Source organism: Hydrogenophaga sp. 2FB (assembly GCF_005503365.1).
Taxonomy (GTDB): Bacteria; Pseudomonadota; Gammaproteobacteria; order Burkholderiales; family Burkholderiaceae_C; genus Hydrogenophaga.
The window spans coordinates 1-10734 of the sequence record NZ_SCML01000024.1 but is presented as its reverse complement, the minus strand read 5'-3'; the positions used below and the strand labels follow the sequence as shown (position 1 = coordinate 10734).

Sequence of the window (10734 nt, the reverse complement as noted above, 5' to 3'; positions counted from 1 at the left end):
AGAAACACACCATGTCCGACCTGTCCATGCTCATCAACGGCCTCAAGGTCACCGCCGAAAAAGGCGCGACCTTCGAACGCCGCAACCCGCTCGACGGCAGCGTCGCCACGCGCGCGCCCGCCGCTTCACCGGCCGATGCGGTGATGGCCGTCGAAGCCGCCGCCGAGGCCTTCAAGACCTGGAGCGAAACGGGGCCCAACGAACGCCGCGCGCTGCTGCTCAAGGCCGCCGACGCGCTCGAAGCCAAGTTGCCGAAGTTCGTCGAAGCCGTGGCCGCCGAGACCGGCGCCACCGGCATGTGGGCCGGCTTCAACACCATGCTCGCCGCCAGCATGATCCGCGAGGCCGCATCGCTCACCACGCAGGTGGCGGGCGAAGTGATCCCGTCCGATGTGCCCGGCTCGCTCGCCATGGGCGTGCGCCAACCCGCGGGTGTGGTGCTGGGCATCGCGCCATGGAATGCGCCCATCATCCTGGGCGTGCGCGCGATCTGCGTGCCGCTGGCCTGCGGCAACACGGTGGTCTTCAAGGGCAGCGAGAACTGCCCGCGCACGCACCAGCTCATCGTCGAAGCGTTCCAGGACGCGGGCTTCCCGCCCGGCGTGGTGAACTACATCACCAATGCCCCGGCCGATGCCGGCGCGGTGGTCGAAGCCATGGTGGCGCACCCGGCGGTGCGCCGCGTGAACTTCACCGGCTCCACCAAGGTCGGCAAGATCATCGCGATGACCTGCGCGAAATACTTGAAGCCCGTGGTGCTCGAACTCGGCGGCAAGGCGCCCATGGTCATCCTGGACGACGCCAACATCGACGACGCGGTCAACGGCGCGGCCTTCGGCGCTTTCGCCAACAGCGGCCAGATCTGCATGAGCACCGAGCGCCTCATCGTGGACCAGAAGATCGCCGACGAATTCGTCAAGAAGTTCAGTGACAAAGCCAAGGCCCTGCCGCTGGGCGATCCGCGCAAGCCCGAGCCGGTGGTGCTCGGCTCCGTCATCGGCCAGGGCACGGTGGACCACTGCAACGCGCTGATCGATGACGCGCTCGCCAAAGGTGCGAAGCTGCTGTGCGGCGGCAAGGCCGATAGCACGCTCATGCCCGCCACCGTGCTCGACCATGTCACGCCCGCCATGCGCATCTACCACGAAGAAACCTTCGGCCCGGTGAAATGCGTGGTGCGCGTCAAAGGTGTGGAAGAGGCGATCGCCTGCGCCAACGACAACGAATACGGCCTGTCATCGGCGGTGTTCGGCGGCGACATCGCACGCGCCTTCAACGTGGCCCGCAAGATCGACAGCGGCATCTGCCACGTCAATGGCCCCACGGTGCACGACGAGGCGCAGATGCCGTTTGGTGGCGTGAAGGGCTCGGGCATCGGACGCTTCGGCGGCAAGGCCGGCATCAACGAGTTCACCGAACTGCGCTGGATCACGCTGCAGACGACGCCGCGGCACTATCCGTTCTGAGCGCAGTCGGTTAGGACTGCAGCGACCGACCCCGAGCGGCTCACCGCTGCGCCATGCGCGTCGGCGCAAACATGCTGCGCCCCAGCCACCGCCAGAGCCGTTGGCCGTTGCGGCCCGCGCCCTGCACCGTCAGATTGCCGGCCTGGACCATCTGGTCCGGGTCGCTGTCGCCGGTCCAGATTTCGGTAAGTGCGCGCACGGTTGATTCGACCAGCACGCTGACGTCGTGGCCCGGATCGTCACGGCACAGGTCCGCTTCGTGGTGGTCCACCACCAGCCACCATTGCCGCTCGGCCACAGGCGCATCGCTGAAGCGGAAATGAACGACGGTGCGCTCGCCATCGGGGAACTCGTCCAGGCGCGCGAAGCGGCGGATGTCCCACATCAGAAAGCCCGCGTCGAGCTGCTCGCGCCGCAGACGGCTGCCGATCCAGCGCGCACCCCAGTGGCCGATGCCGACGACGATCGGTCGCAGTTCTTCGCCCGCGGGCGTCAGGTGGTATTCCCAGGTTTTGTCGACGCGGCGCCGCTCGACGACACCGATCTCTTCGAGTTTGCGCAAGCGCTGCGTCAACAGCGTGGCCGACATGCGCGGCACGCCGCGGTGGATGTCGTTGAAGCGGTGGCTGCCGCAGAGCAACTCGCGCACCACCAGCGGCGTCCACAGCGCGCCCAGCACCTCCGCCCCACGGGCGACGGTACAGAACTGCATGTAGTCGATCATGCGGGCCAGTCTAGCGGCGTGCGGGTCCGCTGCCTACTCCAGATTCTGGACTTGAAGGTGCATGGCATGCGGCTTAACTTGAAGCCCGGTCGTGCACATCGCGCGACCTGTCCCCAAGGAGCACTGCCATGACCGAGACCCTCGTTTCCCGTCCCGCCTCTCCGGCCGTTTTTGACGCCGAGAAATTCCGCCAGACCACGCGTGCGCAATGGGAAAACGCCGCCGATGCCTGGAACCGATGGGGCCCCTTGCTGGCCCGCTGGCTGGGGCCCGCGACCGAAGCCATGCTGGACATGGCGGCCGTCGGTCCCGGCGCGCGCGTGCTCGATGTGGCGGCCGGCGCGGGCGATCAAACCCTGCTCGCGGCGCACCGCGTGGGCGCGCGCGGCCACGTGCTGGCCACCGACATCTCGCCCACGATTCTTCGATACGCGGCATCGGCGGCCGAACAGGCCGGCCTGTCGAACGTGGAGACCCGTGAGCTCGATGGCGAGCGCCACGACCTGTTGCCTGCCGCTTCCTTTGACGCCGCGGTGTCGCGGGTCGGCCTGATCTACTTTCCCGACCAGCAGCGCGCGCTCACCGGCATCCGCCATGCCCTGCGACCGGGTGGGCGTTTCGCCGCCGTGGTGTATTCGACGGCCGAGCGCAATCCCTTCTTCGCCTTGCCGGTCGGCATCATCCGGCGCCGCGCGCAGTTGCCACCGCCCTTGCCCGGGCAACCCGGGCCGTTCTCGCTGGGCGGCGAAGGCGTGCTGGCGAAGGCGCTGGAGCAAGCCGGTTTTCGCGACGTGGAGGTGCGCAAGGTCGACTCCCCGGTGCGTCTGCCGACGGCCGCCGAGTGCGTGCGTTTCGAACGCGAGTCGTTCGGCGCGCTGCACCAGATGATGGCCAGCTTGAGCGACGGCGAACGCGCCGACACGTGGCGAGAAATCGAGGAAGCCTTGCTCCGCTTCGACACCCCGGCGGAAGGTTTTGTGGGCCCGTGCGAAATGCTGGTGGGGGCGGGCACGCGCTGAGGATTTGGCGACGATTCAAGCGGCCTGCTACCGTGTGGCCTTTGCAACCCCCCCGCAAAGGCCCACCATGCGCCGCTTCCTCCTCCCGTTCCTGTGGCTGCTCGCCACCACTGCCCAGGCCGAAGAAATCGGCTCGGTCGACACGGTCTTCAAGTTCATCGGCCCGGACCACAAGATCGTGGTCGAGGCCTACGACGACCCGGGGGTGGCGGGCGTCACCTGCTACATGTCGCGCGCCAAGACCGGCGGCCTCAAGGGTGCGTTCGGTCTGGCGGAGGACAAGTCCGAAGCCTCCATCGCCTGCCGCCAGGTGGGTCCCATCACCATCGCCAAACCCATCAAGGCGCAGGAAGAAATCTTCAGCGAGCGCACCAGCCTCATCTTCAAGCGGCTGCGCATCGTGCGCATGGTCGATGCCCAACGCAACTCGCTCGTGTACCTCACGTACTCCGACCGCGTGATCGAAGGCTCGCCGCAAAACTCGGTGGCCGTGGTGTCGGTGGACCGCGCCACGCCGATACCTTTGCGCTGATCGTTGTGACTTCGGGTAAGTACGCATGAATATCCATCCATGGATAGACATTGCCTATCCCGAGGATGCCGACAATCAAATGGCCGTTGATCGGGCGGCTACCTAAGCTGTGGGCTTCGGTATTGCAGCGGAGTCCTCCATGGCCACCAGCCCCACCCCCGTGCAGCAACAGCCACCTCCACCCTCGTGGCTCGAAGCGCTCGCTGCCATGGCGTTGGCGCATTGATCGGAGAGGACGCCGTCACGATCCGGTGATAGAAAGATGGCGGCCCGCCGCGCGTCCGGCGCGCGGATGGTCGTTGCGCATTCAACCCACTACATACAGGAGAAACCATGTCCACGGTAGAAGCCAAACCAGCAGCCACGTCAGAGGCCAAGTGCCCCTTTCACCACGGTTCCGGCGTCGGGACCACCAACAAGGACTGGTGGCCGAACCAGTTGCGCATGGATGTGTTGAACCAGCATTCGGGCAGGTCCAACCCGCTGGGTGAAAAGTTCAACTACGCGGAAGAATTCAAGAAGCTGGACTACACGGCGCTGAAGGCCGACTTGAAGCAGCTGATGACCGACAGCCAGGAATGGTGGCCCGCCGACTTCGGCCACTACGGCCCGCAAATGATCCGCATGGCGTGGCACGCGACCGGCACCTACCGCACCACCGACGGCCGTGGCGGCGGTGGCCGTGGCCAGCAGCGTTTCGCGCCGCTCAACTCCTGGCCCGACAACGTCAACATCGACAAATCGCGCCGCCTGCTCTGGCCGATCAAGCAGAAATACGGCCAACAGATTTCCTGGGCCGATCTGATGGTCCTCGCGGGCAACGTGGCGCTGGAATCCATGGGCTTTCGCACCTTCGGTTTTGGCGGTGGCCGCGAAGACGTGTGGGAACCGGACATGGACGTGAGCTGGGGCGCCGAGACCAAATGGCTCGGCGATGACCAGCGCTTCGAAGGCGACCGCGTGCTGCTCAAGAGCCTGGGCGCGACCCACATGGGCCTGATCTACGTGAACCCGGAAGGCCCGAACGCCAGCGGCGACTACATGGCCGCGGCCAAGGACATCCGCGCCACCTTCTACCGCATGGCCATGAACGACGAAGAAATCGTCGCGCTGATCGCGGGCGGCCACACCTTCGGCAAGGCCCACGGCGCGGCGCCCGAGTCGCACAAAGGGCCGGAGCCCGAAGGCGGTTCGATCGAGGCCCAAGGCCTGGGCTGGACCAGCAACTTCGGCAGCGGCTTTGGCAAGGACACCGTCTCCAGCGGTCTGGAAGTGACCTGGACCACGACCCCGGCGCAGTGGGGCAACAACTTCTTCGAGAACCTGTTCAATTTCGAGTGGGAGCAGGAGAAGAGCCCCGCTGGCGCCAAGCAGTGGGTGGCCAAGAACGCGCCGGAGATCATTCCCGATGCGCACGTGCCGGGTCTCAAGCACAAGCCCAAGATGCTCACCACCGACCTGACGCTGCGCTTCGACCCCGAGTTCGGCAAGATCTCCAAGCGCTTCCTCGACGATCCGCAAGCCTTTGCGGAAGCCTTCGCCCGCGCCTGGTTCAAGCTGACCCACCGCGACATGGGGCCGAAGGCGCGCTACCTCGGCCCGGAAGTGCCGAAGGAAGACCTGATCTGGCAAGACCCGCTGCCGGCCGCCACGCACAAGCCGACGGCGGCCGACATCGCCGACCTCAAGAGCAAGATTGCCGCCTCGGGTCTGTCGGTGGGCGACCTGGTCTCGGTGGCCTGGGCGTCCGCGTCGACCTTCCGTGGTGGCGACAAGCGCGGTGGCGCCAACGGCGCGCGCTTGGCGCTGGCGCCGCAGAAGGACTGGGCGGTCAACCAGCGCGCGGTGAAGGCATTGCCCAAGCTGGTCGAGATCCAGAAAGCGTCGGGCAAGGCTTCGCTGGCGGATGTGATCGTGCTGGCCGGTGTGGTCGGTGTCGAGCAAGGCGCCAAGGCCGCGGGCGTGTCGGTGGACGTTCCGTTCGCGCCAGGCCGTGTCGACGCGCGGCAGGACCAGACCGACGTCGAGTCCTTCGAGGTGATGGAGCCCGAGGCCGATGGTTTCCGCAACTACAAGAAGGGCAAGAGCGCCGCGTCGACCGAAGCCCTGCTGGTCGACAAGGCCCAACTGCTGACCCTGACCGCGCCCGAGATGACCGCACTCGTCGGCGGTCTGCGCGTGCTCGGCGCGAACTTCGATGGCAGCCCGCACGGCGTGTTCACCGACAAGGTCGGCGCGCTCAGCAACGACTTCTTCGTCAACCTGCTCAACATGAACACGGTGTGGACGGCGAAGGATGCCGAGGACGAGTTGTTCGAAGGCAAGGACCGCAAGAGCGGCCAGCTGAAGTACACAGCGACCCGCAACGACCTGCTGTTCGGCTCCAACTCGGTGCTGCGCGCCTATGCCGAGGTGTATGGCAGCGCGGGCAGCAAGGAGAAGTTCGTCAGGGACTTCGTGGCCGCATGGACCAAGGTGATGAACGCCGACCGTTTCGATCTGGCGTGACCCTTTTCGCTTGGTGACAAAGGCCACCTTCGGGTGGCCTTTGTCGTTCAGGCCGTGGGCGGAAACGAACGCGGAAACCGGAGCACCTGGTCGCTGGGCAGCTTCACCATGGCGGACTCGAACAGCGGGTGCGACAACCAGCCCGCCCACCAGGCCTTGAGCGCGGGCAAGGGCAGTTGCGCGAACCACGCCGGCTCGACCGCCGCGAACTGGCGAACGAAGGGAAAGATGCCGATGTCGGTGGCGCAGGGAGCGTCGCCGCCCAACTGGCCGGCGCGCTGAAGCCGCGCATCGAGTGGCGCCAGCAGCACCGCGACGGCCTGCTCGCGGTGCTGCGCCCGGTCCGCGCCCTCGAAGCGCTCGGGGTACTTGTAGCGGTCGAGGTGGTGCTTGAACGGGCCGTCGCACGCCGACAGCAGTTCTCCGTTCACGGCGTTTTGCGCGCGCCCCCACCAGCCGGCCGGATCGCCGTGCGCGGTGAACGCCCATTGCACGATGTCCAGGCTTTGCTCCAGCACGCCGCCGTCGGGCAGGGCGAGCACGGGCACCGTTCCCCTGGGCGACAGGGCGAGCATCGCGGCCGGTTTCTGTCGCAACACGATCTCGTGCACATCGAAGGCCACGTCCGCCACCAGCAGGGCCATGCGCGCCCGCATGGCGTAGGGGCAGCGCCGGTAGTTGTAGAGCAGGGGAAAGGATGCGGGGGTCATTGCATGGGATTAAAGCCCAAGGCCATTTTCTGCCTGTACCCTTGGCCCCATGACCGATACCCAAGAACCCATTCACGAACCCCGCCTCTGGAGCGACGAACACTGGACCGCCCGCGTCATCAAGAACGAAGACGACGACGGTTGGGCTGTCGCGATGCACCTCGATGGCCAGACCGAGCCGGCACTGGTCGGCCCCTGGACCATGGGCCGCGACAAGAAGAACCCCAAGCCGCTGGACACCGCGGCCTTCAACACCCTGGTGAAAACCGCCAAGGAAGTCATTCGCCGTTCCGAGCAGCAGCGGCACGCCGAGTTGAACAAGAACGTCAGCGTGACGGTGGACGGGCAGCGCATCCGCGTCGCCCTGGCCATCGTCCCCGACGAAGAAGGCGCCTCCGCCACGCTGAGCGCGAGCGACGAATTCGACGCCGAACTGGCCCGCGTACCGGTGCCACCCACCTTCCGGTTGAACGTGGACAGCGCGCAGGCCTGGATCGCGTCCGGTTTCGAGAAGCCCTCACGATGATCGATGGACTGGTCGCCGGCCGCCTCATGGGCGACGCCTCCCGGCGCGTGGACAAGGCCGGACGCGGCTACATCGTGGCCCGCGTGCTGGCCCGCAATCGGGCGGACGAGGAATTCATCGTCAACGTCATCGCCTTCGACGACGCGCCCTGCGCGGCGCTGCTGGCGCTGCGCGATGGCGAATCGCTCACGCTCTCGGGCGGGCTCACGCCCAAGGTCTGGACGGACAAGCAGGGCATCGTGCGCCCCAGCCTGGACATGGTGGCCACCCACGTGCTGACGGCGCACCAGGCCGGCGGCGCGCAGGCGGGCGCTTGACGCGCTTGTCCCTGCACACCCCAGGCGCACCCGCCTCTGCGAAAATCCCGGGCATGAACGCGACCAACACCACCGAACTCATGAACACCCTGGGGCTGCAGGCCAAGGCGGCCTCGGCGCTCATGGCCAAGGCCGGCGCGGCCACCAAGCTCGCCGCGCTGCGCGGGCTGGCCGCGCAGCTGCGCGAGAACGTGCAGGCGCTGCAGGTGGAGAACGCGAAAGACCTGGAGCGCGCGCGCGCCAACGGCCTCTCGGAGCCCATGGTGGACCGGCTCAAGCTCACGCCCAAGGTGATCGAAACCTGTGCGCAAGGCTGCGAGCAGCTCGCCGCCATGGCCGACATCATTGGCGAGATCACGGGCATGAAGCAGATGCCCAGCGGCATCCGCGTGGGCCAGATGCGCGTGCCCATCGGCGTGTTCGGCATGGTCTACGAGAGCCGGCCCAACGTGACGATCGAAGCCGCGTCGCTCTCCATCAAGAGCGGCAACGCGGCCATCCTGCGTGGCGGCTCCGAGGCCATCGAATCCAACCGCGCGCTGGCCGCGCTGGTGCAGCGCGCGCTGACCGACGCGGGTCTGCCCGCCGACGCGGTGCAGCTCGTGCCTACCACCGACCGCGCCGCCGTGGGCCTGCTCATCACCATGCCGCAGTACGTGGACGTGATCATCCCGCGCGGCGGCAAGGGCCTGATCGAGCGCATCAGCGCCGAGGCCAAGGTGCCCGTCATCAAGCACCTGGACGGCAACTGCCACACCTACGTCGACGACCCGTGCGACGTCGCCATGGCGGTGAAGGTGGCCGACAACGCCAAGACCCAGAAGTACAGCCCCTGCAACGCCACCGAAAGCCTGCTGGTGGCGCGCGGCGTGGCGGCCGAGTTCCTGCCAAAGATCGGCGCCATCTACGCCGCCAAGGGCGTGGAGATGCGCGGCTGCGCGGAAAGCCAGGCCATTCTGAAGACGGTGGCGGGCGCGAAGCTGACGCAGGCCACCGAAGCCGACTGGTCCGAGGAGTACCTGGCGCCGGTCATCAGCGTGAAGCTGGTCGACGGCGTGGACGAAGCCATCGCCCACATCAACCGCTACAGCAGCCACCACACCGACGCCATCCTTACCACCGACCACATGCACGCCCAGCGCTTTCTGCGCGAGGTGGACTCGGCCAGCGTCATGGTGAATGCGAGCACGCGCTTCGCAGACGGTTTCGAGTACGGCCTGGGCGCCGAAATCGGCATCAGCACCGACAAGTTCCACGCCCGTGGACCGGTGGGCGTCGAGGGTCTGACCTCGCTCAAGTACGTGGTTCTGGGCGAGGGCGAAGTGCGCGGCTGATGGCCGCCCAGGCGGCGCGTTGCCCGCCGTACCGATGACGAGGGGAACACCATGTGCCGCAACATCAAGACCCTGTTCAACTTCGAGCCCCCGGCCACCGAGCTGGAGATCCGCGATGCCTCGCTGCAGTTCGTGCGCAAGCTCAGCGGCTTCAACGTGCCGTCACAGGCGAACGCGGCGGCGTTTGACAAAGCGGTGGAGCAGGTGGCGGCCAACGCGCGCGAACTCATCGCTTCACTGCACACCAATGCCGCGCCCCGCAACCGCGAGGTGGAGGCGGCCAAGGCCAAAGCACGGTCGGCGGAGCGATTCGGATCTGGGGGTTGAGCGGAGGGCGCCGCGGGATGGGCGGCACGAGCGGGTCGGCAAAATACGCCGTTTTAACTACCTGAATCGGCCCGCCATGAAGCTTTTGTCCTCTGCCAGCGTCCTGTTGCTTGCCGTCGGCTTGACGGGTTGCGCGTCTGCGCCGCAGTCCATGGCCCCTCATGCTGCCACTGGCATCCAGCGGCTGGCGGTCGTTTCGGTAACGGGGGGCGAGTTCATTCGCCAATACGTGGGTGTCACCCAGTTCGGCAATGAGCGCGAGAAAAAGTCCATCGTTTCCTGGAACCTCGACAAGGCCTACGAGGCGCAAATGGGCGAGGCCGCCGAGCAGGTGTTGGGGGCCACGGTGGTACCGGTGGTGTACCCGGCCGCCGACTTCAAGGGCGTGGACGACATCCGGGGCCCGGTGGACATCGCGTCGTATTGGGGACCGCATTGGGATGCGATCGAGGCGCCGGTGCGCGGCCTGTGTGCCGCCAACCGGCTGGACAGTGTGCTGGTCGCCGTGCGGCAGAAAACGCCTGACGTGTTTGGCGATACCAATCGCTTCGTCTATGGCGCGGGCATCCACACCACTGCTTGGGGTGCGTCGCAGCTCCACCTGCTGTCGTCGCTGTCTCTGGTGGATTGCAAGTCGGGCAAGACGCTGGCAAGGCAGTGGTTGACCCAAAGCCCCACGGGGGAACTCCGGGATCGACTGGTCACAGCGCCATTGCCCACGGAAGTGTCGCGCACCCCCATTCCCGAATGGACGCCTGAGATCGAAAGCCGTTTGCGGCAGGCGCTGGTGGATCTTCCGAAAACCGCCTGGGTGAGCACCTTGCGCTCGATGGTGCCGCAGAAATAACCCGCCGGCGTCAGCGCCGCTCCGGCCACCCGGTGCCGCCTTCGCCCTCGAACACCGCGCGCAGCAGGTTGCCGGCCTGTGAGGCCAGGGTCAGCAGGCCACAGATGAGCAGCCAGGGGCTGGCCTTGGAGGCCTGCATGCCGCTGTCCCACCAGTAAGCAAAGCCGCCAGCCAGGGTGAACAGCGCGCCCAGCAGCAGGAACACCACCATCCACACCACCCGAACGGCATCGCTGTCGGATGGGCGCAGCACGGTGAACCAGGCGGCGAGAGCGGTGATGAATGCCACAAACGTCATGTCAACGTCCTTCCTGCGGGGATTGTGGCGCGGTGCGCCACCGGGCGCATCTTGAAAACCCCGTCATGTGCCCCCATTACACTGGCTGCCTCCCCGCCGCCAACACCCTTACGCTTATACACATCT

Annotated in this window: 12 protein-coding genes; 9 read left to right on the top strand and 3 right to left on the bottom strand. The window is 66.7% G+C overall.

Annotated elements, in window-relative coordinates:
* The first annotated feature begins 11 nt into the window (after positions 1-11).
* Positions 12-1466 carry an aldehyde dehydrogenase gene (locus tag FFS09_RS15290; RefSeq protein ID WP_137919757.1) on the top strand — a complete coding sequence of 485 codons (1455 nt, stop codon included), beginning with the start codon at positions 12-14 and terminating at the stop codon, positions 1464-1466.
* A gap of 40 nt (positions 1467-1506) precedes the next feature.
* Here FFS09_RS15290 and FFS09_RS15285 read toward each other — a convergent pair whose 3' ends face one another.
* Positions 1507-2190, bottom strand: a complete 684-nt coding sequence (locus FFS09_RS15285; RefSeq protein WP_137919756.1) for a winged helix-turn-helix transcriptional regulator — start codon at positions 2188-2190, stop codon at positions 1507-1509.
* A 128-nt stretch (positions 2191-2318) separates the two neighbouring features.
* Here FFS09_RS15285 and FFS09_RS15280 point away from each other — a divergent pair, with 128 nt between their 5' ends.
* The 3 genes from FFS09_RS15280 (at position 2319) to katG (ending at position 6249) form a co-directional block, all read left to right on the top strand.
* Positions 2319-3209 (top strand): class I SAM-dependent methyltransferase, encoded by an 891-nt coding sequence (locus tag FFS09_RS15280; RefSeq protein WP_137919755.1) that lies wholly within the window; start codon positions 2319-2321, stop codon positions 3207-3209.
* Between the two features lie 67 nt (positions 3210-3276).
* The gene (locus FFS09_RS15275) at positions 3277-3741 is read left to right on the top strand and encodes a CreA family protein (RefSeq protein ID WP_137919754.1); all 465 of its coding nucleotides are present in this window, start codon (positions 3277-3279) and stop codon (positions 3739-3741) included.
* A 333-nt stretch (positions 3742-4074) separates the two neighbouring features.
* Complete coding sequence (gene katG, locus FFS09_RS15270) at positions 4075-6249, top strand: catalase/peroxidase HPI (protein ID WP_137919753.1); 2175 nt, start codon at positions 4075-4077, stop codon at positions 6247-6249.
* Positions 6250-6296: 47 nt separating this feature from the next.
* Here katG and FFS09_RS15265 read toward each other — a convergent pair whose 3' ends face one another.
* Entirely contained in the window at positions 6297-6959 is a 663-nt protein-coding gene (locus tag FFS09_RS15265) for a glutathione S-transferase (protein ID WP_137919752.1), read from the bottom strand.
* Between the two features lie 49 nt (positions 6960-7008).
* Here FFS09_RS15265 and FFS09_RS15260 point away from each other — a divergent pair, with 49 nt between their 5' ends.
* The 5 genes from FFS09_RS15260 (at position 7009) to FFS09_RS15240 (ending at position 10310) form a co-directional block, all read left to right on the top strand.
* On the top strand, positions 7009-7485 hold the full coding sequence (locus FFS09_RS15260; RefSeq protein ID WP_137919751.1) for a hypothetical protein: 477 nt from the start codon (positions 7009-7011) through the stop codon (positions 7483-7485).
* On the top strand, positions 7482-7802 hold the full coding sequence (locus FFS09_RS15255; RefSeq protein ID WP_137919750.1) for a single stranded DNA-binding domain-containing protein: 321 nt from the start codon (positions 7482-7484) through the stop codon (positions 7800-7802). The genes FFS09_RS15260 and FFS09_RS15255 overlap by 4 nt, the downstream gene beginning before the upstream one ends.
* 53 nt (positions 7803-7855) lie before the next feature.
* A complete protein-coding gene (locus tag FFS09_RS15250; RefSeq protein ID WP_137919749.1) occupies positions 7856-9136 on the top strand; it encodes a glutamate-5-semialdehyde dehydrogenase in 1281 nt (426 codons plus the stop codon).
* Between the two features lie 51 nt (positions 9137-9187).
* Entirely contained in the window at positions 9188-9463 is a 276-nt protein-coding gene (locus FFS09_RS15245) for a DUF2277 domain-containing protein (RefSeq protein WP_137919748.1), read from the top strand.
* 76 nt (positions 9464-9539) lie between these two features.
* A complete protein-coding gene (locus FFS09_RS15240) occupies positions 9540-10310 on the top strand; it encodes a hypothetical protein (protein ID WP_137919747.1) in 771 nt (256 codons plus the stop codon).
* Positions 10311-10320: 10 nt separating this feature from the next.
* On the opposite strand, the gene FFS09_RS15235 is transcribed toward FFS09_RS15240, so the two are convergent.
* The gene (locus tag FFS09_RS15235; protein WP_137919746.1) at positions 10321-10608 is read right to left on the bottom strand and encodes a hypothetical protein; all 288 of its coding nucleotides are present in this window, start codon (positions 10606-10608) and stop codon (positions 10321-10323) included.
* Positions 10609-10734 lie beyond the last annotated feature (126 nt).

What these genes read in the sequence shown, in the direction of transcription:
- FFS09_RS15280 (WP_137919755.1), top strand. Translation starts at nt 2,319, where the DNA reads ATGACCGAGACCCTCGTTTCCCGTCCCGCCTCTCCGGCCGTTTTTGAC.
- FFS09_RS15275 (WP_137919754.1), top strand. Translation starts at nt 3,277, where the DNA reads ATGCGCCGCTTCCTCCTCCCGTTCCTGTGGCTGCTCGCCACCACTGCC.
- FFS09_RS15245 (WP_137919748.1), top strand. Translation starts at nt 9,188, where the DNA reads ATGTGCCGCAACATCAAGACCCTGTTCAACTTCGAGCCCCCGGCCACC.
- FFS09_RS15290 (WP_137919757.1), top strand. Translation starts at nt 12, where the DNA reads ATGTCCGACCTGTCCATGCTCATCAACGGCCTCAAGGTCACCGCCGAA.
- FFS09_RS15250 (WP_137919749.1), top strand. Translation starts at nt 7,856, where the DNA reads ATGAACGCGACCAACACCACCGAACTCATGAACACCCTGGGGCTGCAG.
- FFS09_RS15235 (WP_137919746.1), bottom strand. Translation starts at nt 10,608, where the DNA reads ATGACGTTTGTGGCATTCATCACCGCTCTCGCCGCCTGGTTCACCGTG.
- katG (WP_137919753.1), top strand. Translation starts at nt 4,075, where the DNA reads ATGTCCACGGTAGAAGCCAAACCAGCAGCCACGTCAGAGGCCAAGTGC.
- FFS09_RS15260 (WP_137919751.1), top strand. Translation starts at nt 7,009, where the DNA reads ATGACCGATACCCAAGAACCCATTCACGAACCCCGCCTCTGGAGCGAC.
- FFS09_RS15240 (WP_137919747.1), top strand. Translation starts at nt 9,540, where the DNA reads ATGAAGCTTTTGTCCTCTGCCAGCGTCCTGTTGCTTGCCGTCGGCTTG.
- FFS09_RS15265 (WP_137919752.1), bottom strand. Translation starts at nt 6,959, where the DNA reads ATGACCCCCGCATCCTTTCCCCTGCTCTACAACTACCGGCGCTGCCCC.
- FFS09_RS15255 (WP_137919750.1), top strand. Translation starts at nt 7,482, where the DNA reads ATGATCGATGGACTGGTCGCCGGCCGCCTCATGGGCGACGCCTCCCGG.
- FFS09_RS15285 (WP_137919756.1), bottom strand. Translation starts at nt 2,190, where the DNA reads ATGATCGACTACATGCAGTTCTGTACCGTCGCCCGTGGGGCGGAGGTG.